The 23,481-nt window shown below is 54.1% G+C and carries 22 protein-coding genes; 12 read left to right on the top strand and 10 right to left on the bottom strand.

Annotated elements, in window-relative coordinates:
* Window positions 1-65: 65 nt before the first annotated feature.
* A complete protein-coding gene (locus tag ACNQ6O_RS08890; RefSeq protein ID WP_418052873.1) occupies window positions 66-608 on the top strand; it encodes a nucleotidyltransferase family protein in 543 nt (180 codons plus the stop codon).
* Here ACNQ6O_RS08890 and ACNQ6O_RS08885 read toward each other — a convergent pair.
* The 3 genes from ACNQ6O_RS08885 to ACNQ6O_RS08875 form a co-directional block, all read right to left on the bottom strand.
* Entirely contained in the window at window positions 591-1,670 is a 1,080-nt protein-coding gene (locus ACNQ6O_RS08885) for a response regulator (protein WP_418052872.1), read from the bottom strand. The genes ACNQ6O_RS08890 and ACNQ6O_RS08885 overlap by 18 nt on opposite strands.
* A 54-nt stretch (window positions 1,671-1,724) precedes the next feature.
* Window positions 1,725-2,996, bottom strand: a complete 1,272-nt coding sequence (locus ACNQ6O_RS08880) for a PEGA domain-containing protein (RefSeq protein ID WP_418052871.1) — start codon at window positions 2,994-2,996, stop codon at window positions 1,725-1,727.
* A 115-nt stretch (window positions 2,997-3,111) separates the two neighbouring features.
* Entirely contained in the window at window positions 3,112-3,573 is a 462-nt protein-coding gene (locus tag ACNQ6O_RS08875; RefSeq protein WP_418052870.1) for a hypothetical protein, read from the bottom strand.
* Window positions 3,574-3,673: 100 nt separating this feature from the next.
* On the opposite strand from ACNQ6O_RS08875, the gene ACNQ6O_RS08870 reads away from it, so the two are divergent.
* The gene (locus tag ACNQ6O_RS08870; protein ID WP_418052869.1) at window positions 3,674-6,598 is read left to right on the top strand and encodes an insulinase family protein; all 2,925 of its coding nucleotides are present in this window, start codon (window positions 3,674-3,676) and stop codon (window positions 6,596-6,598) included.
* A gap of 68 nt (window positions 6,599-6,666) precedes the next feature.
* Here the strand turns inward: ACNQ6O_RS08870 and ACNQ6O_RS08865 are convergent, their stop codons facing one another.
* Window positions 6,667-7,482: a pyruvate, water dikinase regulatory protein gene (locus ACNQ6O_RS08865; RefSeq protein ID WP_418052868.1), complete on the bottom strand. Its 816-nt coding sequence runs from the start codon at window positions 7,480-7,482 to the stop codon at window positions 6,667-6,669.
* 115 nt (window positions 7,483-7,597) lie between these two features.
* On the opposite strand from ACNQ6O_RS08865, the gene ppsA reads away from it, so the two are divergent.
* Together ppsA and rraA are read left to right on the top strand one after the other, a co-directional pair.
* The gene (ppsA, locus tag ACNQ6O_RS08860; protein WP_418052867.1) at window positions 7,598-9,970 is read left to right on the top strand and encodes a phosphoenolpyruvate synthase; all 2,373 of its coding nucleotides are present in this window, start codon (window positions 7,598-7,600) and stop codon (window positions 9,968-9,970) included.
* Window positions 9,971-9,999: 29 nt separating this feature from the next.
* Window positions 10,000-10,479 carry a ribonuclease E activity regulator RraA gene (gene rraA, locus ACNQ6O_RS08855; RefSeq protein ID WP_418052866.1) on the top strand — a complete coding sequence of 160 codons (480 nt, stop codon included), beginning with the start codon at window positions 10,000-10,002 and terminating at the stop codon, window positions 10,477-10,479.
* A 68-nt stretch (window positions 10,480-10,547) separates the two neighbouring features.
* Here rraA and ACNQ6O_RS08850 read toward each other — a convergent pair whose 3' ends face one another.
* From ACNQ6O_RS08850 to ACNQ6O_RS08840, 3 genes are all read right to left on the bottom strand, one after another.
* The gene (locus ACNQ6O_RS08850) at window positions 10,548-10,835 is read right to left on the bottom strand and encodes a PilZ domain-containing protein (RefSeq protein ID WP_418052865.1); all 288 of its coding nucleotides are present in this window, start codon (window positions 10,833-10,835) and stop codon (window positions 10,548-10,550) included.
* A 2-nt stretch (window positions 10,836-10,837) separates the two neighbouring features.
* The gene (locus ACNQ6O_RS08845; RefSeq protein ID WP_418052864.1) at window positions 10,838-11,506 is read right to left on the bottom strand and encodes a TIGR04211 family SH3 domain-containing protein; all 669 of its coding nucleotides are present in this window, start codon (window positions 11,504-11,506) and stop codon (window positions 10,838-10,840) included.
* A gap of 141 nt (window positions 11,507-11,647) precedes the next feature.
* Window positions 11,648-11,947: a YciI family protein gene (locus ACNQ6O_RS08840; protein WP_418052863.1), complete on the bottom strand. Its 300-nt coding sequence runs from the start codon at window positions 11,945-11,947 to the stop codon at window positions 11,648-11,650.
* A gap of 81 nt (window positions 11,948-12,028) precedes the next feature.
* Here ACNQ6O_RS08840 and ACNQ6O_RS08835 point away from each other — a divergent pair, with 81 nt between their 5' ends.
* Window positions 12,029-12,901 (top strand): PHP domain-containing protein, encoded by an 873-nt coding sequence (locus ACNQ6O_RS08835; protein ID WP_418052862.1) that lies wholly within the window; start codon window positions 12,029-12,031, stop codon window positions 12,899-12,901.
* 1 nt (window position 12,902) lies between these two features.
* Here the strand turns inward: ACNQ6O_RS08835 and ACNQ6O_RS08830 are convergent, their stop codons facing one another.
* Window positions 12,903-13,445, bottom strand: coding sequence for a YecA family protein (locus ACNQ6O_RS08830; protein ID WP_418052861.1), 543 nt, complete (start codon window positions 13,443-13,445; stop codon window positions 12,903-12,905).
* Window positions 13,446-13,447: 2 nt separating this feature from the next.
* Window positions 13,448-16,510 (bottom strand): ribonuclease E, encoded by a 3,063-nt coding sequence (gene rne, locus ACNQ6O_RS08825; RefSeq protein ID WP_418052860.1) that lies wholly within the window; start codon window positions 16,508-16,510, stop codon window positions 13,448-13,450.
* Between the two features lie 604 nt (window positions 16,511-17,114).
* On the opposite strand from rne, the gene rluC reads away from it, so the two are divergent.
* Genes rluC through ACNQ6O_RS08810 form a run of 3 tightly spaced genes read left to right on the top strand, consistent with a single transcriptional unit; the run spans window position 17,115 to window position 19,864 of the window.
* Complete coding sequence (rluC, locus tag ACNQ6O_RS08820; RefSeq protein WP_418052859.1) at window positions 17,115-18,182, top strand: 23S rRNA pseudouridine(955/2504/2580) synthase RluC; 1,068 nt, start codon at window positions 17,115-17,117, stop codon at window positions 18,180-18,182.
* The gene (locus ACNQ6O_RS08815) at window positions 18,179-18,826 is read left to right on the top strand and encodes an HAD family hydrolase (RefSeq protein WP_418052858.1); all 648 of its coding nucleotides are present in this window, start codon (window positions 18,179-18,181) and stop codon (window positions 18,824-18,826) included. Before rluC ends, ACNQ6O_RS08815 begins: the two co-directional genes overlap by 4 nt.
* A gap of 39 nt (window positions 18,827-18,865) precedes the next feature.
* Window positions 18,866-19,864, top strand: a complete 999-nt coding sequence (locus ACNQ6O_RS08810; RefSeq protein WP_418052857.1) for a S49 family peptidase — start codon at window positions 18,866-18,868, stop codon at window positions 19,862-19,864.
* Window positions 19,865-19,883: 19 nt separating this feature from the next.
* Here ACNQ6O_RS08810 and ACNQ6O_RS08805 read toward each other — a convergent pair whose 3' ends face one another.
* Entirely contained in the window at window positions 19,884-20,477 is a 594-nt protein-coding gene (locus ACNQ6O_RS08805) for a Maf family protein (RefSeq protein ID WP_418052856.1), read from the bottom strand.
* A 136-nt stretch (window positions 20,478-20,613) separates the two neighbouring features.
* Here ACNQ6O_RS08805 and ACNQ6O_RS08800 point away from each other — a divergent pair, with 136 nt between their 5' ends.
* From ACNQ6O_RS08800 to fabD, 4 genes are all read left to right on the top strand, one after another.
* Entirely contained in the window at window positions 20,614-21,171 is a 558-nt protein-coding gene (locus tag ACNQ6O_RS08800) for a YceD family protein (protein WP_418052855.1), read from the top strand.
* Between the two features lie 30 nt (window positions 21,172-21,201).
* Entirely contained in the window at window positions 21,202-21,381 is a 180-nt protein-coding gene (gene rpmF / locus ACNQ6O_RS08795; protein ID WP_114333439.1) for a 50S ribosomal protein L32, read from the top strand.
* A gap of 43 nt (window positions 21,382-21,424) precedes the next feature.
* Window positions 21,425-22,429 carry a phosphate acyltransferase PlsX gene (gene plsX, locus ACNQ6O_RS08790; RefSeq protein ID WP_418052854.1) on the top strand — a complete coding sequence of 335 codons (1,005 nt, stop codon included), beginning with the start codon at window positions 21,425-21,427 and terminating at the stop codon, window positions 22,427-22,429.
* 112 nt (window positions 22,430-22,541) lie between these two features.
* A complete protein-coding gene (gene fabD, locus ACNQ6O_RS08785) occupies window positions 22,542-23,480 on the top strand; it encodes an ACP S-malonyltransferase (RefSeq protein WP_418052853.1) in 939 nt (312 codons plus the stop codon).
* Window position 23,481 lies beyond the last annotated feature (1 nt).

Below are 23,481 nucleotides of genomic sequence, written 5' to 3'. Positions count from 1 at the left end.
CGAACAGCTCTCAGCTCGATCAGCAGTTTCCGGCATTGGTGCTGGCGGCAGGTCGCAGTGCACGCATGGGGCGTGCGAAACAAACCTTGGAAGTACCTGGGCAAGGTACTTTGCTTAGCTACGCCGTTCAGCAAGCCAGGCAGTTGTCCTGTTGTGTCTCGGTGGTTGTAGGGGCGGGCTATCCTTTAGTGCGGTTCCGGTGCGCTCATTCGCCTTCACGTTGGCTTTATTGTCCGGACTGGAAGCAGGGCATGTCTGCATCTTTGGCATCGGGTATACAAGCGCTGGGCCCATCAGCGAGAGGTGTTTACGTGCTGCTTGGAGATCAGCCTTTGCTGGCTGACGAAGGGCTGTTAGAGCTTGGTCGCTGCGTTCGCAATTCGCCTGACCAAGCTTGGGCTGCGGATTACGGCAAGCGAGCGGGGGTGCCGGCGTGGATCCCCCGGCGGCTGTGGCCTGAAGTGCTCAGATTGCAAGGCGATGTAGGGGCGGGGGCCGTATTGAATCAGGCGGAGGTGAATCGAGTGAAGATTGCGGGAGTGGAGCTGGATGTCGACACTCCCGCACGCTGGCAACAAATAAAGCAGATGTTAGCCGAACAAACCTGACAGCCAAGCAATGCCGACACTGAAAATACCCAAACTCACGGCCAGCCCCAAAGTGTAGATGCGAGAGTGAGCGGCCTTTTGTTGTGCAACGTAAAGGTCGATGGTGCGTTGGGCGATGTCTTCCGCGGTTTCGCGGGAGATTTCGTGGGCTTGCTGTACGGCTTCGGACTGCAGTGTTTGCCAGAACTCGGTATCAATCGTTTGCACGCTGGTGATGTGGTCTTTCAGTTCCGCCATGTGCTCGGCGGTGAAGCCCGAGTTTTTCGCCATTTCCTTGCGCGAGATAGCCAGCTCTCGGCTCAGGTTCATATTGATCTCGGCAGCTACCTCGTCGCGAAGGTTCCGGGTGCGCTGGTCAACCAGCTCCGTCAGCAATTTCAGGTGCTCTTCGATGCGGGCTTCTTGTTTTTTCTCGGTGTCTTCGAGGGCTCGTTTGACGTGGACGTATTGTTCGTCGAACAGGTCGTTGAGCAGTTCGTGCACGCGATTGTTTACGTGAGTCTTAACGGCAGAGCGGGAGATCTGCTCTATCAGATCAGCGGTTAAGGGGACGGCGTGCGACTCTGCCGTTCCGGTCAGAGTGTTGTTGATATTCTCGGCTGGGCTGTTGGTCGGCAGAATGATGGAGTCTTCTTCGTCAGTTGCGGGCGAAGTGAGGCTTTCAGGCCGAGGCAGCGTGCCTTGCTCTACATCTGTTGCCAGCTGCTCAAGCATGAGGGAAAGCCCTTCGCTTTGAGGCGGCTTGCTGAGGATACTGTAGATGCCGAAGTTCTTCGCTTCATCCGTGAACGAAGATGATTTCTTCGAAGTGCACATAATAATGGGGATGCCGGCAGTGTCCGGATTGCTCTTGATGGCCTTCGCAGCTTCAACGCCGTTCATGCCCGGCATCAAATGATCCATGAAGATCACATCGGGTAGCGTGTTTTTGCTCAGAAAATCCAGAGCTTCCTCGGCAGAGCTTGCCATATTCACTTCCATGTCCCGATGCTCAAGAATCTTGCTCAGGGCGAACCTGGCGACCTTGGAGTCGTCAACCAGCAAAGCATTTTTGATTGCCATCTCACTACCTCAACCTGTTACTGCAAACTCGTGGGTGTGGCGACCGGGGGTTAATCACCAGCCTTCCAGTTGCGGGCATTGCGTTGCCCTATAGCTCTTATCCCGATAGCACACACCGGGCTCTGTTGTACGGGCGGTAAAGACTTCGCCGGCCGCTGTCGTCAGGCGTACTTGTCCGTAGGGTTCGCCGTGTCGGAAAGTGGCTTCGATAGAGCTACCATTCGGGTTGCGTAGCAGCCCTGCGCCATGGAATTTACCTTCCATATACTGGCCATCGTATTTCTTGCCGTCAGCAAATATTTCAGAGCCCTGGCCGTGGAAGGTGCCATTGGAGAATTCGCCTTCGTAGGAACGCCCATCCGGGTAGGTGAGCGTTCCCTTGCCATGAAACTCGCCATTCCTGAAGTTGCCCACGTACAAGAGGCCGTCCGCGGTAGTCAGTGAGCCACGCCCCTGCATTCGGCCTTGCAGCCAGTTGCCGGTGAGTATGTCTCCGTTTGCCTTGGTCAGTGTGCCTTGTCCATGGAACTGGTTGCGTTCAAAGCGGCCGGTGTATTTCGCGTTGTCGGCCCCTCGCCACTGGCCTTCGCCCTGTTGCTCGCCTTTTTCCCAATCACCTTCGTACCGACTGCCGTCCGGATACCAAGCGGTGCCTGTACCGTTGAATAGGCCGTTAACGAAGTGACCCTCATAGCGTAGCCCAGTTTGGTCAACCCAGCTGCCGTCTCCGGTTTTAACGCCACCAATCCACTGACCGTTTGAATAATTCACGGTGGTTTGCTGTTCGAGCTGCCCGACCAGCGTGAGTTCTTGGCCAGCTTTCAGAGCGACGGAGTTCGTCCAGGGTTTGTAGCCAGGCTTTTCAATGGTGACCTGGTAGCGGCCGGGATCTAACTCGAGGTCAAGCCGGGTAGCGCCGTACGACTTGCCATTGATGCTGACTTGATCGCCGATGACGTTGGAGCGAAGGACTAGTCTTCCTGTTGTTGCGGGTTCTGGCCTTTTTGCTGGAGTGGCGATTTGTTCTGAAAGTGGCTCAACTTCGAACACCTCTGCGGTGATGGTTGGTGCCGGGGTGTGGGTGACAGGTGCGGGTTGTTTCGTTATTTCGGGTTCTGGAACGAAGGTTTCTGTGCGTTCCGGCAGAGGTTCTTTGTGTTCTGGAGCGGCTGTCGGCTCGGGAGTATCGTTCGCGATGAACGAGGTAATGGCAGGCTCTCCGCTACTGTCCAGCATCTGGGTGTGCTGCACTGAGGCAAAGCCTGCGGTCACAAGTAACATCAGAGCAAGCGCGTTGACGAACATCAGCGGTCTGAAATCGACCATGGTAAAACCTCTTATCCCAACTTACTGGATACTTTTTATTATTGATTCATCTTAACCACTGTCTGCAACGTTATGTAACAGAAAGTGGCTGAAGTTGGTCAGAATGCAGGCCAAATCACATTTTGTCCGGAAGCTGGTCATGATTGAGTTGTTCCCACGACTTCATGTATACATCCGCTTCATATTGATAAGGCGACCGGAACGGCGTTAACACGAAATCGAACACCAGGAAGAAGGTGCCAATCGAGAACCAGGCAATCAGCAGGGTGCTGATGGTGGTGGCTTGTTCTTCGGGGTTGGAGTCGATAAAGCCTTGCAGGACCGGGATCATGTCTGTGGCAAGCACAACGGGGTTAAAGCTCGCCATTACGAACGGAATCCAGAAAGCGATAAATATCGGGAAGAAACCGTAAGACCAGAGCAGACGCCGCAGAAGGTAAACGCTGATCTCGCGCCAGAATTTATGGCGAATCTCGGGAACTTTATGGATGCGTTCTAAATATTGGCGACGTTCAGCCCACCAAGCGGCTACTTCGGGGGCGTCTATAGCTTTTGTTGTATTGGTTTTGTCTGTCATTGATCGGCAGGCTACCTAGTTGGGTTTGTACGATGCATCATATCCGATAGTACGTGTTACCCTGTAATTCTCCAATTGTTCAATGCATAGGATCGTTTTAATGGCTGCAGTGACAGACAACGTAATCCATCCGGCTTTCGAGAAACTTCGTAGTCACCGGATTAGCACCCTTAACCTGGATGTTGAGGAGTATCGCCACAAGAAGACCGGTGCGCGTCACCTTCATCTGGCGGCGGATAACGATGAGAACGTGTTTTTTGTAGCCCTTCGAACCTTCCCGATGGATTCCACCGGGGTGGCTCACGTTCTGGAACACACAGCGTTGTGTGGCAGTGAGCGTTTTCCTGTGCGCGATCCGTTCTTCATGATGATTCGCCGTTCGTTGAACACTTTCATGAACGCGTTTACCAGCAGCGACTGGACGGCCTACCCCTTTGCCAGCATGAACCGGAAGGATTTCGATAACCTGTTGACGGTTTATCTGGATTCGGTGTTTTTCTCAACGCTTGATCCGTTGGATTTTGCCCAAGAAGGGCACCGTCTGGAATTTGATAAGCCGGATGATCCAAGCAGCGAACTGGTTTATCGGGGGGTCGTTTACAACGAGATGAAGGGTGCCATGAGTGCGCCTACCTCGCAGTTGTGGCAAAACCTGTCCAGCCACTTGTTCCAAACCACCACTTACCACTACAACAGTGGCGGTGAGCCAGATCATATTGTCGATCTGAGCTATGACGATCTGGTGAAGTTTTATCGTCATCATTACCACCCGAGCAACGCTATTTTTGCGACTTACGGGAACATTCCCGCCTATGAGCATCACGAAAAGTTTGAAGAGCTGGCGCTGAAGCGTTTTGATCGGCAGGAGGTCAAACTGCCGGTGCACGATGAGAAGCGCATGTTCTCCCCGATGCGGGTAGAGCAGGGCTATGCGGTCAGTGAAGGTGAAGACACCGAGGCGAAAACCCACATCGTGATGGGGTGGCTGCTGGGTCACAGTTTTGACCTGCAAGAGAATCTTGAGGGGCAGTTACTGTCTTCGGTTCTGTTTGAAAACAGCGCGTCACCCATGATGCGTGCGCTGGAAACCACGGACATCGGCCATGCGCCTTCGCCTATGTGCGGCTTGGAAGATTCCAACCGTGAGATGACCTTCGTTTGCGGCATAGAGGGCAGTGAGCCGGGCCGTCGTGACGACTTGGAAGCTTTGGTGGAGCAAACTCTGGCCAAGGTGGTTGAGGAAGGCGTAAGCGCGGAACGGCTTGAAGCTATTTTGCATCAGTTGGAATTGCACCAGCGCGAGATTGCCGGCGATGGCTTCCCGTATGGCTTGCAGCTGATTATGCAGTCGATATCGCCGATGGTTCACGGTGGCGATCCGGTTGAACTGCTGGATCTTGAGCCGGTGCTGGCGACGCTTCGTGAAAAAATCAAAGATCCGGAGTATGTGCCGAATCTCATTCGCCGCAAACTGCTTGAGAACCCGCACCGAGTTACTTTGACTTTGCGCCCGGACGAAAAGCTGGAAGGTGCTCACCAAGTCGCACTGAAAGAATCCCTGGCTAAGCGTAAGGCCAGTCTCACGGAAGAAGAAATCAGCGAGATTGTTGAGCGCGCGAAAGCGCTGGAAGAACGGCAGCTTCGTAAAGACGATGACTCCATTCTTCCCAAGGTAGGCTTGTCTGACGTTCCGTTGCAGATGCCGGAGCCGGAAGGCAAGTATGATGCTGAGACCGGCGCAACCATGTACTCCCGTGGAACCAATGGGTTGGTTTACCAGCAGATAGTCTTGCCTGTTCCTGCGTTGAATGAAGAAGAGTTGTTGCTGCTGCCGTACTACACCACGCTGATCTCGGAAGTTGGTTGCGGTGAGCTGGACTATCTGCAGATGCAGGACCGAATTTCGGCGGAATCTGGTGGCATCGGAGCCTCGTTCATCGCCAAAGGGCAGATAGATGACGTGCAAGCCATGTCGGGCTATCTGATTTTTAGTGGCAAGGCGTTGGCACGTAACAGCGGTGCGTTGACCCAACTGCTTAAAGATGTGTACACCGGCGCGCGATTTGATGAAAAAGAACGCATCCGTGAAATTATTGCGCAAGTTCGGGCGCGCCGTGAACAGGCGGTCACCGGCAGCGGGCACGGCTTGGCGATGGGCGCAGCGGCTCAAGGTTTGAGCCCGGGTTCCTGGTTGAGCTTCCGTTTGGGTGGTCTTGCGGGTATTCGCGGTACCAAAGAGCTGGATAAGTCTCTGAACGATGAAGCGGCACTGGAAGCGTTCTGTGCCAGCCTTGCGGCGCTGCATGACAGGATTCGCAAGCAGGGTCGTCAGTTCCTGTTAATTGGCGAAGAGGCTCAGTTAGCCCCGATGCTGGATAACGTGAAGACCTGCTGGCAGGGCGCTTCAAGTCAGCCTGACGGTGCTTGGTCTATCGAGCCGGTGAGCTACAAAACTCAGGAAGCCTGGTTGACCTCTACTCAGGTGAACTTCTGTGCGAAGGCTTATGCAACGGTAGCGGTAGATCATCCGGATGCTGCCGCGCTGACGGTATTGGGTGGCTTCCTGCGCAATGGCTATTTGCACCGTGCGATTCGTGAAAAAGGCGGCGCGTACGGCGGTGGTGCGGGGCAGGACAGTGTGAACGGTGTATTCCGTTTCTTCTCCTACCGTGATCCGCGCTTTGCTGAAACGCTGGACGATTTCGATGCGGCACTGAACTGGTTGCGTACTGAAGAGCACGAGGAGCAGTCGCTGGAAGAAGCCATTCTGGGTGTAATTGGCCAGCTGGACCGGCCGCACTCTCCAGCAGGTGCTGCGCGCCATGCCTTCCACAACAATTTGTTCGGACGCACACCGGAGCAGCGCGCGCGATTCCGTGAGCGAGTGTTGAAGGTGACACTGGATGAGATGCGCCGCGTGGCGGATATCTGGTTGAAGCCGGAAGATGCCAGTGTGGCTGTAGTGACAAGCCCTGAGAACCGCAAGGTGGCTGAGCAGTTAGGCCTGAGTATTCAGGAGCTGTAAGGCAAGGCCTTCAGGAATAAAAAAGGGTGGGGGACGCGAGTCTCCCACCCTTTTTTACGTGGCTCAGCTTACCGGTGGCGCTTGAGCCCGGTCGAAACCATGATCCGCGTGGAAATTTCTTCAACGGAGTAGGCCGTGGTGTTCAGGTAGGGAATGCGCTCCCGCTTATACATCAGCTCGATTTCTTCCACTTCGTGCATGCATTGTTGCATGGAAGAATAACGGGAGTTGGGGCGGCGCTCGTTGCGGATGGTGGCCAGGCGCTCTGGCTCGATGGTCAGCCCAAACAGCTTTTCCTTGTGAGGCCGCAATGCGCCCGGCATTTTCTGATCATCCAGATCTTCTTCGGTAATCGGGTAGTTAGCCGCTTTGATACCGTACTGCAGAGCCAGGTAGAGGCAGGTTGGGGTTTTGCCGCTTCGGGAAGCGCCGATGAGAATCAGGTCGGCTTCATCGTAGTGCCGTGTTCGGGCTCCGTCGTCGTTATCCAGTGCAAAATTCACCGCATGAATTCGGCGCTCATAGCTGCCGGCATTGTTGATGGCATGGGATTTCCCGACCGAGTAGGACGATGAAGAATTCAGTTCCCGCTCCAATGGGTTCAGGAAGGTGCCAAATATGTCGACCATGAAACCTTGGGCGTCACTGACGATCTCCCGGATGGTGCTGTTGACGATGGTATCAAACACCAGAGGGCGCTCGCCGTCTATTTCAGCGGCGGTGTTGATGCGCTTGACCATTTCCCGTGCCTTTTCTTCATCATCGATATACGGCACTGTGATACGCTCAAACTCGATCTTTTCAAATTGGGCTAACAGCGCGTGGCCCAATGCTTCTGCGGTTAGGCCAGTGCCGTCCGAGATAAAAAAAGCGGTTCTTTTCATGTTTTCTTCCACTCAGGTTTTGAGGCGGTTCCCTAGGTAATTTCCGCAGCTTACAGTATTATACTCGCCAGTTTCGAGACTCCGCGCCACTCAAGATACAAAGGGAGACCACGCTTTGGAAGATTACATTATCTGGTTTGACCACCTAGGAATGTCCGATGTTGACCGTGTTGGGGGTAAAAACGCGTCCCTCGGTGAAATGATCAGTAATCTGGCCAATGCAGGTGTTACCGTCCCTGGCGGTTTTGCCACTACTGCACATGCCTACCGGGAATTTCTGGCAACTGACGGGCTGAAAGATCGTATCGATCAGGCTTTGGATGTGCTGGATGTAAACGACGTGAACGAGTTGGCCCGGGTTGGCTCACAGATTCGCCAGTGGGTTATTGATACCGATTTCCCTGAGGCCTTGGATAACGCCCTCAAAGAAGCCTACGAAAACCTGCGAGCGGGCAACGATGCCATGGCCGTAGCTGTGCGTTCCTCGGCTACCGCTGAAGATCTGCCAGACGCCTCCTTTGCAGGCCAGCAGGAAACCTTCCTGAACGTGGTTGGCCTTGAACAGGTGCGCACCTCTGTAAAAGAAGTGTTTGCCTCCCTGTTTAACGATCGCGCGATTTCATACCGGGTTCATCACGGCTTTGACCACAAGCTGGTTGCTCTGTCTGCCGGTATTCAGAAAATGGTTCGTAGTGAAACGGCATCCAGTGGTGTTATGTTTACGCTGGATACGGAATCCGGCTTCCGTGACGTTGTATTTATCACATCTTCCTACGGCTTGGGTGAAACCGTGGTTCAGGGCGCTGTTAACCCTGACGAGTTTTACGTCCACAAGCCCACTTTGGCTGCCGGCCGTCCTTCAGTGCTGCGCCGAAATCTGGGCAGCAAAGCCATTAAGATGGTTTATCACACAGACCCAAGTGAGGGTAAGTTTGTTGAAACCGTGAAAGTGGATATGGACGAGCGTACGCGTTTCTCCATTACCGATGCGGAAGTAGAAGAACTGGCCAAGCAGGCCATGATTATCGAGAAGCACTACCAGCGCCCGATGGACATCGAATGGGCGAAAGACGGTGACGACGGCAAGATTTACATTGTTCAGGCCCGTCCTGAAACCGTTAAGAGCCGTGCTTCTGCCAACGTCATGGAGCGTTACCTGTTGAAAGAAACCGGCAAGGTTCTGATTGAAGGCCGCAGTATCGGCCACAAAATCGGCAGTGGCCCGGTAAAAATTATTACCAGCATCAACGAAATGGACCGCGTTCAGCCCGGTGATGTTCTGGTGACCGATATGACAGACCCGGACTGGGAACCTGTCATGAAGCGTGCTTCCGCTATTGTTACTGACCGTGGTGGGCGTACCTGCCACGCAGCAATCATTGCCCGTGAACTGGGTATTCCTGCGGTAGTAGGCTGTGGCGATGCCACCGAAGAATTGAAAGATGGCCAGAACGTGACCGTCTCTTGCGCGGAAGGGGATACCGGCTTCATTTACGAAGGCGCTCTGGATTTTGAACTGCGTGAGAACACCGTTGATTCCATGCCCAATATTCCGTTCAAGATTATGATGAACGTGGGTAACCCGGACCGTGCTTTTGATTTCCAGGCGTTGCCAAACGAAGGTGTTGGCTTGGCCCGTTTGGAATTCATCATCAACCGCATGATCGGTGTGCATCCGAAGGCGCTGTTGAACTATGACGGTCTTCCGAGTGACATCAAGCAGACGGTGGACAAGCGTATCTCCGGTTACGATTCACCGGTTGATTTCTATGTCGACAAGCTGGTTGAAGGCATCTCCACTCTGGCGGCGGCTTTTGCTCCGAAGAAAGTGATTGTGCGCTTGTCGGACTTCAAATCGAACGAGTACGCCAACCTGATTGGCGGCACCTTGTACGAGCCGGATGAAGAAAACCCGATGCTGGGCTTCCGTGGTGCGTCTCGCTACATCTCTGAAACCTTCCGCGATTGTTTCGAGCTGGAATGCCGCGCACTCAAGAAAGTACGCGACGTGATGGGTCTCACCAACGTTGAAGTAATGGTGCCGTTTGTGCGTACCGTTGGTGAAGCGGAGCAAGTGGTGAAGTTGCTGGCTGAGAACGGCCTGAAGCGCGGTGAGAATGGTCTTCGTGTGATCATGATGTGTGAGCTGCCTGCGAACGCTATCCTGGCTGAACAGTTCCTGGAGCATTTTGACGGCTTCTCTATCGGATCGAACGATTTGACGCAGCTAACCTTGGGGCTAGATCGGGACTCCGGCATCATTGCTCACCTGTTTGACGAGCGTAACGATGCGGTTAAGGCACTGCTGTCTAATGCCATTCAAGCCTGTCGGAAGGCCGGCAAGTACATTGGCATCTGCGGTCAGGGCCCGTCGGATCACCCGGATCTCGCCAAGTGGCTAATGGATGAAGGTATCGACACGGTATCTCTGAACCCGGATTCCGTTCTGGATACCTGGTTCTTCCTGGCTGACGAAAAAATCGACTGAACTGTAAAGCGGGAAAGGAGAACGAGAACGTGAGCGACATTATTACTCCGGATCTGTGTGATGAGTTTCCGGAAGTGCAGGTGGTTGAGCCTGGCTTCAATAACTACGGTGGCATCCGTCAGTTCGGTGGCGAAATCGTGACGGTGAAGTGCTTTGAAGACAACTCCGTGGTTAAAGAGCAGGTAGGCCTGCCTGGCAATGGCCGTGTGATGGTTGTCGATGGTGGTGCTTCAAAGCGCAATGCGTTGTTGGGTGACATGCTGGCGGAAAAAGCGGCCGAGAATGGCTGGGCCGGTTTGATCATCTATGGCTGCATTCGTGATGTTGACGAAATCGGCCAAACCAAACTGGGCGTTCAGGCGCTGGGCACAGTGCCGCGTAAAACGGAGAAGCGCAATATTGGTGACCTGAACATTCCGGTAACCTTCCACGGCGTGACCTTCCGTCCGGGCCAGTATGTTTATGCCGACAATAACGGCATTATCGTATCCGAGAAGCCTCTGGTGTAAGCCAGAGTTTTCTCGAGGCATACAAAAACGGCGACCTATCAGGTCGCCGTTTTTTTTGCTTGAGGTTTCTATCGGACTTCGAGGATGTTGATGCCCAAAATGTACCCCGTGTCGTCGGGTGCGCAGCGCAAAACTTCCCCGACGGTTTCAAGGGGAGGGAATTGATCCCCTGCAGCTTCCATAACGGTTTTCAATTCTGCGCCAACCGGAAAAGGGCGATCTACATGCAGTTGCATGCCGGCTGCGCTGAGGTCTTGGCAGATTCCAGTGAGGCTTTCACCGTTGCTGTCGGTGATCTGGATTGTGCTGTTGACCTGCATCCGGTAAAAATCCCGCTTTTCCGAATAGTCTTTCATCGTTAGGCCCAGTTGTCGGTTTTCCGTGTTGGCTTGAGCATAGGGATGATCAAGGCCAGTAGCACGCCGCCGAGTACGAGTCCGGCTCCCAGGAGCATGAAATCAGACTCGCGGCCCGCTTCCAAACGTTCGTTTTCTGCCGTTAGTATTTCCAGCTCGTTCCGCAGTTTCTGGTTTTCTTCGCGCAGTTCGCGGCTGCGACGTTCCAAGTTAATGGAATCTGCTGCAATGCTTTTGATTTTGCTAAGTTCATCTTGCAGATTTTCAGCCTTGTTGGCCAGATTGTTTTCTGCGTTTTGTAGATTGTCTCGCTCTTGTGTTACCGAAGACAGTTGTTCGCTCAGGTTGGCGACGTCTTGTTTGGCTTTTTCCAGTTCACGAGTAGCGCGAGCGAGTAGATCTTTAGCGACCGGGGTTTTGCTGATGTATTGGGAGGAAACCCAGCCAACAGTGCCCTTCGGCGTGCGAACTTTTGAGTAACCTTCTTGAGTTTCTATCAATTCAAGAGGGGTGCCGGTGGGGACGGCGTTCTCAATAATGCGAAACTGAGTACCGGCACCTGAACGAACAGGAAGGTAGAGTTGGTCGTCAACCCATACGGTTCGCGCCTGAGCTACGGAAATGGAGCTGATAATAATGAGGAGGCTTAGAGCAAGGCGGAGCGGTGTCACTGGTTGCATTCCCTGAGTTTGACGATAGTTAGATTATATAAGGCAGCAATTTTGTCACAGCTTGACCGGTATTCAAGCAGTCGCGCGTTACAATCCGCTCATACTGTGTGCTGCCGCTTATATTGAGCTGCCTTGAAGTGGTTAAGGTAGTACGACTTTGTACGGTTTGACGGTTACCGATTGGTAAACGCCGGCCTCAATGTACGGGTCTGCATCCGCCCATGCTTGTGCGGATTCCAGAGAGTCGAATTCGGCAATGACCAGGCTGCCGGTAAAGCCGGATTCGCCGGGGTCCTCGGTATCAATCGCGGGGTGAGGGCCGGCCACCAGTAAGCGGCCTTCTGCTTTTAACGCTTCCAAGCGAGCGAGATGGGCTGGGCGGGCCTGTTTGCGAAGTGCCAGGCTGTTGGAAATGTCTTCGCTCATAATGGCGTAGTACATAGAGTGCTCCAATGTTGATGAGGCCAGTGTTAGGGCGTGCAGCGCTAGGCTGATACACTGTTAGCCACATTATTATCAGGAATGTTTGTGACTATACCTCAAGACCCAAAGCCATGCATTGATCTGCATTGCCATAGCACCGCCTCTGATGGGGCTCTCGCACCGGCAGAGCTGGTTGCCCGCGCAGTTGAAAAGGGTGTAAGCCATCTTGCTCTGACCGACCACGATACGATCGCTGGGCTGCCTGAAGCGAAAGAGGCTGCCATCGCGGGTGGACTGACGATGATTAACGGGGTGGAGTTGTCGTGTGTATGGCGAACTTACACTATTCACGTGGTTGGGCTCGATTTTGACGAAACCAGTCCGGCATTCCTGAAAGCATTGTCGATCCAGAACGAAAACCGTTGGCAGCGTGCTCGGATTATTGCGGACAAGCTTTCCCGCCTTAAAGTCGATTCGCTGCTGGAGAAAGCGACGGAGTTGGCGGGTGGAGATGTTCCTGGGCGTCCGCATTTTGCTCAGGCTTTGGTGGATGCTGAAGTGGTTCCCAAGGTCGCTCATGCGTTCAAGCGTCATCTCGGAGCGGGCAAGCCGGGCGATGTGAAGGCCTGCTGGCCGGAGCTGGGTGAGGTGGTTCAGTGGATTCGGGATGCGGGAGGCATTGCGGTTTTGGCGCACCCTCGCAAGTACAAGCTGTCAGCAACCCGGTTGCGGGAATTGGTGAGCGATTTTGGTAAAGCGGGTGGGCGTGCTATTGAGGTCTCTATTTCTGGCCAATCGAGTGGCGACTTGGGGTTTGTAGCAGAGCTTACTAGGCGTGAAGGCTTGCTGGCCTCTCAAGGCAGTGATTTTCATTTCCCGGGAGCTGCGTGGTGTGAGCTTGGCCGAATAACAAAAATGCCAGAGGGGCTGGAGCCCGTCTGGCATCATTTTCGTGAACCTGTTCGCGGATAATTTACTCCGGCGCGTGGAACAACAGGTACAAGTCAGTCAGTGAGTCTGGAATGGCTTCTGCCATTCGACCTGCAACCTGTTCATCTTCACGGGCGCGCTGGAAGTCTTCGTCTTCAAACAGGCCCGAGAGTGTCAGGATCGGCACCATCAGGTCTGCAACTTCCTCTTCAGCGGCTTCTTCCATCCACTTGTCTTCATTTTCGAGGAAGGTTTCGACGAAGCCCGCGCACCAGTTTTCCAGTGCGTTCATTGGGTCGCCGTCTTCTGGCTCCGGTAGTTCCAATGCATGGCCCATATCCAGAGACTGGGCCATGTCACGGGTAAGACTGCTAACGCACTGAGCGAAGACTTCTGGCACCTTACCATCAGGCAGGGTGTCGGAGCCTGTAGCCAGGCGGAAGATGTCTTCCACCTGCAGGTTGACCGGCCCGATCACACTGGCACAGACGGCTCCGTGCAGGCCGAAGAAGTCCAGGGCTTCATCGCCCCAGGGCTCTGCAAAAAGAATGTCTTCCAATGCTTCGATGTCGGAATTGGTCAGCATAATCAATTATCCTCGGCCTTTTTGGCTTGTTCGGCCGCACGCTGGCGCTTGCGGACTTCTCTTGGATCGTTGTAAGCACGACCTGGTGTTACCGGTATATCGATAGCGCTGGGAGCTTCCTCCTTGGCTGGCTCAGCCTTAGGCTCGGCTTCTGCTTTCGCTTCGGGCTTCGGGTCGGCCTTAACGGTTGCCTTTGGCTTGTCCGCCGCTTCGGCTGGCTTCTCAGCTTTCTCAGCTTTCTCAGCTTTCTCAGCTTTCTCAGCTTTCTCAGCTTTCTCAGCTTTCGGCGCTTCGGCCTTAGGCGTTTCAGTTTTATCAGCTTTAGGAGCAGCTTCTGCTTTCGCTTCCGGGGCAGGGCTTTCCTCTACTTTTGGAGCTTCTACCGGGTTGCTGGCTTCTTTTGCTTTGCTCTCAGCTACTGGCTCGCTTGACTTGGCAGGCTCGATGACTGGCTCGGCTTTAGCTTCCTTGGCAGCCTGAGGCTTGCGCTGGCGAGGTGCTGGCTTGCGCTTCTCTGGCTTGCTTTCGTCGGCTTTAGCATCGGCTTTGCTCTCAGAGTCGGCCTTGTCTGCTTCGTTTGCCTTAGGTGCCTTAGCGTCTTCTTTTGGCGTAGCCTCTTGATCGTTAGTCGCAGGCTTTGTTTCAGCCTTCGACTCCTCAGCAGGCTTGCGCTCTTCGGCTTTCGGAGCTTGCTCGGCAGGCTGTTTGGCCTGTGCCTGTGCCTGTGCCTGTGCCTGTGCGGGAGCTTCCTTCGCTTGCGCAACGTTTTCTACGGCAGCCTGTGGTGCAGATGATGGCTTCTCTTCAACGGCTTTTTCTGGCTGCGTGTCTTTTTGATGCTTATCGCTACGCTCTGCTTTACGGGCGGCTGGTGTCGATGCCGGTGCTTCAGCAGGTGAGCCGTCACGGTTACGCTGACGACGGGGCTTGCGGCGCTTGTCGTCACCGGCTTTATCGTTCGCAGGGCCTTTCTGGCTGGGCTGATTGTCGCGGTTGTCCTTTTGCTCCTTCAGATCCTTCTGGTCTTTCGGATCGCGCTGCGGGCGGTTGCGACCCTGGCTACGGTTCTGACCTTCTTTGCGACCATCACGACGGTTGTCATTGCCCTTGTTATCAGAAGGCTTTTCTTGCGGGTTCTGGCGTCCCTGAGCACCGCGGTTCTGATCGTCATTCCGGTTAGGGCGATTGCGATTGTTTTGGCGACGCTCGTTGTTGTTGCGGTTGCCCCCGCGCTGGTCATCGCGGGCTACCCGTGATTTCCGGCGGTCCTGACGATCAGGGCGGGCCTGTGGGCGGCGGTTGTCGCCAGTATTCTTCTTGGCTTGGTTGTTGCCAGAAGTCGTGTCAGCCTCGCCGCTAAAGAAGCTGGCGATTTTCTTGCACAGCTTGCGGAAAGAGCCTTCGTCGGCTTCCGTTGGTTCGGCTTTGGCCACCGTTTGGGCAGCTGGGGCTGGGGCTGGGCGAATGGCTTTTACTGCCGCTTGCTCGCGGGCCGGTTTTTCGGTGCTGGTTACTTCAACAACGGACTCTTCTTCACGTTCGTTGTATTCGTGGGCCACCTGATGGCTGGAAATGTGCTCAGGCGCGGTTTCGTCCTGGCGCATACGAATGATTTCGAAATGCGGGGTTTCCATGTTGGGCACAGGTGCGACAACAATGGATACGCCTTGGCCTGCTTCGATGTCTGCCAGCTGCTTACGCTTTTCGTTCAGCAGGAAGGTTGCGACAGAGACCGGTACGATGGCACGGACTTCTGCAGTTTTTTCCTTGGACGATTCTTCGTAGATCAGGCGCATGATGCTCAGCGCCAGAGATTCGATGCCTCGAATGGTGCCTTGGCCTTCGCAGCGTGGGCAAACTTCGCTACGTGTTTCGCCAAGAGAAGGGCGCAGGCGCTGGCGAGACATTTCGAGCAAGCCGAAACGGGAAATCTTGCCGACTTGAACGCGGGCGCGGTCAATTTCCAGCGCTTCACGCATCTTCTGCTCAACTTCACGCTGGTGCTTGGCCGGTGTCATGTCGATGAAGTCGATGACAATCAGGCCTCCCATGTCACGCAGGCGCAGCTGGCGAGCGATTTCTTCAGCCGCTTCGAGGTTGGTCTGTAGGGCTGTTTCTTCGATGTCGTGGCCTTTGGTGGCACGAGACGAGTTGATGTCAATTGAAACCAGCGCTTCGGTCGGGTCGATAACAATGGAGCCACCGGAAGGTAGTTTTACTTCGCGCTGGAAAGCGGTCTCGATCTGGCCTTCGATCTGGTAACGGCTGAACAAAGGGATTTCATCTTTGTACAGTTTGATCTTGTTTTCGAAAGTCGGCATTACAGCGCGCACGAAGCTGAGTACGTCTTCGTATACGCTTTCTGAGTCAATCAATACTTCGCCGATATCCTGGCGGAGATAATCGCGAACGGCGCGGATGATCAGGTTGCTTTCCTGGTGGATCAGGAAGGGTGCCTTGCGCTCATCGGCTGCCTGGGTGATGGCTTCCCAGAATTGAACCAGATAATCGAGGTCCCACTGAAGTTCTTCTGTGGTGCGGCCGATGCCGGCGGTGCGAACGATGATGCCCATGGACTTGGGTACTTGTACGCCGTTCATGGCTTCTTTTAGCTGGGCGCGATCTTCACCTTCGATGCGACGAGAGATGCCGCCTGCACGAGGGTTGTTGGGCATAAGCACCAAATAGCGGCCTGCCAGAGAGATAAAGGTGGTCAGGGCAGCGCCCTTGTTGCCACGCTCTTCTTTGTCGACCTGAACGATGACTTCCTGACCTTCAGAAAGCACATCTTTAATGTTGATTTTGCCTTCGATCTGGCCGGGAGACTTCTTGAAGTATTCTTTGGAAATTTCTTTCAGGGGCAGGAAGCCGTGGCGATCTGCGCCGAAGTCGATGAAGGCTGCTTCAAGGCTGGGCTCGACCCGAGTGATTCTGCCTTTGTAAATGTTGGCTTTTTTCTGTTCGCGGGTGCTGGATTCGATGTCCAGATCAAACAGTCTTTGGCCGTCTACCAGTGCTACGCGCAACTCTTCAGGATGAGTTGCATTGATAAGCATTCTTTTCATGGGAAAAGTGAGTTCCTGTCGTTTGTTAAGACAGGAAACCGGAGACGTTCGCATCAGCGAAGCGGGATTTGCGTGCCGCGGGCCCTGAATTAGCAGGGCAGGCCGGCGGCCAGACGAGTCATACCTTTGCGGGTTTTGACCCTGTATGTCTGAGACCACCGCTGATTCTTCGCCTGCCTGACGGCAGGGTAAGATCGAATAGGGTGAGTGTCTGTTGACGCATAATATCCGTTTTCAGGTTCACACAAACTCCTAGGTCTCACGTCGTGTTGGTAAGCTGACGGCCCGGTTTTGCGTGGCAGTGATTCTTCGTGATGTTCCCGTCCGACGGTTTCCCGGTCGGTTTTTCTTCTCCCGAGGAGGTAACAGCCACTCTATGGTCTGTCCTGTGCGTCGGGAGTTTGTCTCACGCCGGGCCCGGTAATGATTGGGTGTTCGGCGTTCAATCTATTAATCAGTGTCGGTATACTGCTGCCGCTCCGGCTTCTGAACGAAATTCTTCAGGCCGTAGACAAACGGCAGAGCACGTCGGAATATAACAGTAAACCAGTAGCTGTACAATCCTGTATCCAAGCGCCCGGCGCAAGCCGGTATAAGGTATTTCATGTCTCAGAAACCGGCTCCCCGGAAGCATCCCCAAAAAGCTCGCCCAGCGCACCGTGCGGCTGAAGGCCATGGCGCCAAGTCCGGCTCGGCCTCACAGCCAGTTGGTCAGGTGCAAAAAGGCGTTCAGTTTGTTGAGGTTGATGCGGACATGGCTGGTCAGCGAGTTGATAATTTTCTTCTGGCCCGGCTTCGCGGTGTACCCAAAAGTATTGTTTACCGCATTGTCCGAAAAGGTGAGGTTCGGGTTAATAAGGGGCGCGTGAAGCCGGACACCCGAGTCAAAGAAGGGGATGTCGTTCGTATTCCTCCTATTGTTCAGCAGGCTAAGCCTGAACAGCCTAAACCTGGAGACCGGGTTCAGAGTGTTGTTGAAGCTGCAGTGGTTTTCGAGAATAGCGATATGCTGGTGGTCAATAAGCCGTCCGGTATTGCGGTTCACGGTGGCAGCGGCCTTAGTTTTGGGTTGATCGAGGTGCTGCGTTCTTCTCGCCCTCAGGCAAAATTTCTGGAATTGGTGCACCGGCTGGATCGCGACACCTCCGGTTTGGTGATGGTGGCAAAAAAGCGTTCGGCGCTTCGTTTTTTGCAGGATGAGCTGCGCCACAAACGCATGCGTAAGCGGTATCACGCGCTCGTTATTGGTTCTTGGCCGAAAAAACTAACGCGTGTTGCCGAGCCGTTGTTACGCTACGAGATGCCAAACGGCGAGCGCCGGGTGAAAGTGAGTCCGGAGGGTAAAGAATCGCTGACCTTATATAAGAGTTTAGCGGACTACGATGGCTATAGCCTGGTAGAAGCTTCGCCAGTAACCGGTAGAACTCACCAGATCAGGGTGCATAGCGCATGGGGTGGGCATCCGATTGCTGGTGATGATAAGTACATGGATGATGCAAGTCTGAAGGCTTTTAGAAAGATAGGCGGTGAGCGTTTGATGTTGCATGCCCGGTCACTGGAGTTCCGCTTGCCCGGTACCGAAGAGTCCATGTTTCTGGAGGCACCGTATGATAGGGCTTTTGGGACGCTTATTGATCAACTAACTCGACGCAGTAAAGGTTTGCAGAGATGAATGTAAAAGCAGTGATATTTGATTGGGATGGAACGCTGATCGATTCTGTTGATCATATCGCCGAAAGCTTGCAGCAGGCGGCTATAGAGCTGGGTTACCCGAATCTGGAGCTTGAAGCCTACCGGGATATTGTCGGGCTGGGCATGATCGAGGCGCTTCGAAAGCTGTATCCCGGTGTGAGCGACGAAGAGATTGTTCGCATTCGCGAAGGTTATTCGGGTTACTTCTTCAAGAAAGTGACGACTCCGCAGAATGTGTTTGAAGGCATGGCAGATGTGGTTTCCGATATTCGCGCGTCTGGCCGAGGCTGTTCGGTAGCTACCGGGAAGAGTCGGCGGGGGCTGGCTCAGGCATTGACGACCAGCGGTTTGGGGCATCATTTCGATACCTCTCGTTGTGCCGACGAAACACGTTCGAAGCCTGACCCCTTGATGCTTGAAGAGATTCTCGAGTTTTACGGCTTTCAACCTGAAGACGCTGTCATGATTGGTGATACCCATTATGACCTGGAGATGGCGCAGCGGATTGGAATGCCGTCTATCGGGGTTGAGTGGGGCGCTCATTCGAGAGACGTGCTGCAAGATTGTAAGCCGCACGCGGTGGTGAGTTCGGTCGACGAGCTGCGGCGCGTGCTTGGGCTTTGAGGTGTTTTTGGTAAGAGTTTGCAAGTTAAGGGATAGCTGATGAGTGATTCGGAATCGGGCAAGCGTGGTATTTTTGGTGCGAAAAAACCAGCAATGCCGCCTGAGTCAAACCGTGATTGGAAGTTGATAGAAAAGCTGGTGATGTCGCTTCAGGCGGAGCAAAAGCGGAGCCGCCGTTGGGGTATCTTTTTCAAGCTACTGACGTTTGTCTATTTATTTGCGCTGATTGTGGTGATTCGGTCGCCCATTGGCGAAGGTATGGGTGTGGCTGCTGGGCAGCATACCGCACTGGTTGAACTGAGTGGCCCGATAGCCGCCGATGAGCTTGCGAGTGCCGATAATCTGGTGGGCTCGTTGCGTGCAGCGTTTGAGGCGGAAACCTCCAAAGCGGTCATTCTAAGGGTGAACAGTCCAGGCGGCAGCCCTGTGCAGTCCGGTTATGTATACGACGAAATTAAGCGTCTGCGCCAGGAGTATCCCGAGAAGAAGGTGTATGCCGTTATTTCGGACATTGGCGCATCTGGCGCCTACTACATTGCAGCCGCTGCTGATGAAATTTACGCCAATCGCGCCAGTCTGGTGGGGTCTATCGGTGTTGTTGCGGGTGGCTTCGGGTTCAACACGCTGATGGAGAAGTTGGGTGTGGAGCGCCGTTTGTACACGGCTGGTGAGAATAAGGCGTTTCTTGATCCGTTTACACCGGAGCGTGACGAAGATGTGGAGTTCTGGCAGAGCGTTCTGGAGAGCACGCACAAACAGTTTATTTCAGCGGTCAAAGAAGGTCGTGGTGATCGCTTGGTCGATGACGAAAAGTTATTCAGTGGCCTGGTCTGGAGTGGTGAGCAGGCCCTGGAGCTGGGCTTGATTGATGGTTTGGGTAGCAGTTCCTGGGTGGCCCGTGAACTCGTGGGTGCCGAGGAATTGGTGGATTACAGCCGGGGGCCTTCGCCGTTCCAGCAATTTGTCGATCAGCTGGGCGTTTCATTTGGCGAAGGCGTGGCTGCGCATTTGCTGGAATCCCGGCTTGAGCTGCGCTAATTGGCTGTTTGATGGTTGCTTAGTGGTTGAGTAGAGGGTTTGCGCCGAGCTCTCGTAGCATGTCGCAGAGGGCGATCAGCGGTAGGCCGATAAGGCTGTTTGGGTCTCTTCCCTCTAGGCTGCTGAAAAGCGTGATGCCCAAGCCTTCCATTTTGAAGCTGCCGGCACAGTCGTACGGCTGCTCTTTGTTCAGGTAGCCGGTTATCTCGCCTTTCGAAAGGTTACGGAAGTGCACGGTAAACGGCTCGCAGTGTGTTTTTAGTGTACCGGTTTGGGTGTCCAGTACGGCCAGACCGGTGAGAAACTGAACGCTCTGACCGCTGCTTCGGGTCAGCTGAATGGCCGCTTGTTCATGCGATCCGGGTTTGTTGAGTAGACTGCCATCGGGTAAGGCGGCCACTTGGTCTGAGCCGATAATCAAGGTGTTCGGGTTCTGTTCAGCCAGAGCTTCTGCTTTTTGCGTGGCGAGGCGCACGGCAAGAGCTTCGGCGGTCTCTCCCGGTAGGGGGTTTTCGTCAATATCCGGGCTGGCGCAGTTAAAGGGTAGGTCGAGACGTTCCAGCAGTTGTTTGCGGTAACGCGATGAAGATGCAAGCAGAATGGTTCGTTTCATGGCGACCTAATATCAGGGGTTTGTTGAGAGATTCGGTTGGATTATCGTAGAATACCCCTACTTAAACGGGAAGGCATGCCATAAAAGCGATTAAGTCTTTGACAGCAGGCGGTCTCCTCCCTAAAATTGCGCGCCTATGACTAAAGCGCCGAACGCCAAACTTCCAAAATCTGTTGATCCCATACGGTTGGCGGAACAAAAAGCGACACTTGAGGGGGTAATACCGCTCGAGGGTCTTGCTCGTTTTGGAGAAGCGGTAGGTGGCTCGCAGCAAGGCAGCGAATGCAGTGCGAAACTGTCCTTTTATCAGGATAGTGAGCGCCGAAGAGTTGTATCGGGTGAGTTATCTGCTCCGGTCACTCTGGTGTGTCAGCGTTGTATGAATGACATGCAGGTTACGCTGACGTCCAGCTTTGATTTGGGTCTGGTCAGCAGTGATGAGCAGGCTCAACGGTTACCCAAAACGTTGGAGCCGTTCCTTTTTGAGGACTTCACGGCGGACTTGTGGGCAATGGTAGAAGACGAGCTTCTTCTGGTGTTGCCGCCGTTCCCGCTTCATGAAAGGGACGAATGCCCGGCGAAAGAAGACCTTGAGGCACTGGAGCCGTCAAACGCCCCTGTCGAGCCTGAGGCAAAGAAAAGAGATGATAATCCGTTCAGCGTGCTGGCGGGTTTCAAGACGACTAAGCATTAACGTTTTCATAAATAGGTCAGGAGTTTAACCATGGCTGTACAGAAGAGTCGCAAGACCCGTTCCAAGCGCGGCATGCGCCGTTCACACGACGCGCTGCCAACTTCCGCGCTGTCCACTGATGCAACAACTGGTGAAGTTCATCGTCGCCACCACGTATCTCCGGATGGTTTCTACCGCGGCAAGCAGGTTGTTGAAGCGCGCGACGAGTAATACTCGTCGCGACATCTTCTGACCTGTGTCGTATGGACGAGCGGTGAGTAATTCAATCACCATTGCCGTCGATGCCATGAGCGGTGATCGTGGTGCCGAGGTAGTCGTCCATGCAGCGCTGGAAGCAGTGCGTGAAAATGAGGCCTTGAGTCTTGTTCTGGTAGGTATCCGGAGCGAGCTCGAGGCCTTGTTGCATGGTGGGCATCCCAGAATCCGTATTGTTGAAGCGGCAGATGTGGTGCGCATGAATGAGCGGCCCTCTCATGCTTTGCGTCATAAGCGAAATTCCTCCATGGCCATCGCTCTTGGTCTGGTTCGCGATGGTGAAGCTCAAGGCTGTGTGAGTGCCGGGAACACCGGTGCGCTGATGGCTTTCGGGCGGTCTTTGATCCGTATGTATCCAGGGATCGAGCGGCCTGCTATCGCCAAACTTATTCCCTCTCTTCGTGGCCGTTGTCTGGTTCTGGATCTCGGTGCCAATGTCGATTCCAGTGCCGAAAACCTTTATCAATATGCTTTGATGGGTTCTTTGATGGCGTCTGCTGTCTCTGAGCTCGCGGAGCCTCGTGTTGCCCTGTTGAACGTGGGCGAAGAAGAGATAAAGGGTAATGAACAGGTTCGCCTTGCGTCTCACATGCTCGCCCAGTCCGAGACTTTGAACTATATAGGGTATGTCGAGGGTAGCGACCTGTTTCGGAACGTCGCTGATGTTGTAGTCTGTGACGGGTTCGTTGGCAATATCGCGCTCAAGACGGGTGAGGGTGTTGCCGGGTTGCTGATCGAGTTGCTGGAGCAGGCTTTTACCCGCTCTATGTATGGTCGCATCGTAGGTTTATTGGCACGGCCGGTTATGGGGCGTTTATTGCAGCTGATGGATCCCTCCCGGCATAACGGCGCCAGCCTTTTGGGGCTTCAAGGCGTGGTTATCAAAAGTCATGGTAATGCCAATGAGCGAGCGATGCTTGCAGCCATACGGCAAGCGGTGTGCGAAGTGACTCACGAAGTTCCCCGCAGGATTAATGATCGGCTTGATGATTTGTTGTTTTAAGTCGCTTGAGACTAAAGTCGGCCCACATTAACTTACTTTATCGCGGATAATTGGCCTAGCTTGTACTATTGGCTAATCTCCACCAATCCCCAATAACGATAAGATCGCTCCTATGAAATCAGCGTTTATTTTTCCCGGACAAGGTTCTCAGTCGGTTGGCATGTTATCAGGTGCTGCTGAAGCATGGCCGATGATCGCTGAAACCTTTAGTGATGCTTCTAACGTTCTTGGCTATGACCTTTGGCACGTATGTCAGAATGGTCCAGCCGAGGAACTCAACCAAACAATGGTTACTCAGCCAGTCCTGTTAACGGCTAGTGTCGCTCTGTGGCGCCAGTGGTTGGTGTCGGGCGGGCCTCAGCCGAGTTTTGTGGCGGGCCACAGTTTGGGTGAATACAGTGCTTTGGTGGCTGCCGAAAGTCTTGATTTTGTTGAGGCTGTTAAGCTGGTGCAGCTGCGTGGCGAGCTTATGCAAGAGGCTGTGCCCGCTGGCGAAGGCAAAATGGCCGCTATACTTGGACTGGAAGACTCCGAAGTGATTGCGGCCTGCGAAGAGTCTGCGCAAGGCGATGTGGTTGCGGCTGTTAATTTTAACGCGCCGGGGCAGGTGGTTATTGCCGGCTCTTTGGCTGCCGTAGAGCGAGCTATTGAAGCGTGTAAGGCCCGGGGCGCCCGGAAGGCGATGCCGCTGCCGGTCAGTGTGCCGTCTCATTGTGCCTTGATGAAAGGTGCAGCCGAAGAGTTGGCGGATGCGTTGGACGATGTGCGTTTTAACGATGCTGTCATCCCGGTTGTTCAGAATGTTCATGCAGGTGTTGCTACAGACGCGGATACCCTTAAATCTAATTTGTTGAAGCAGCTTTATTCTCCTGTGCTGTGGACGGATTCGATCCGCAAGCTGACCAGCGAGGGTGTTGGTGTGGCAGTTGAATGTGGCTCAGGCAAGGTTCTGGCCGGGTTGGTCAAGCGCATTGAGCGCGGCTTGCCGGTACATGGTATTGAAGACCCTGATTCTATGGCGGGTGCAATAGAAGCACTTGGTCAATCCTGAT

This window comes from Marinobacter sp. SBS5, assembly GCF_048285575.1.
Lineage (GTDB): Bacteria > Pseudomonadota > Gammaproteobacteria > Pseudomonadales > Oleiphilaceae > Marinobacter.
Note: the sequence above shows the minus strand (reverse complement) of the source record. Positions and strands in the feature narration are given on the sequence as shown.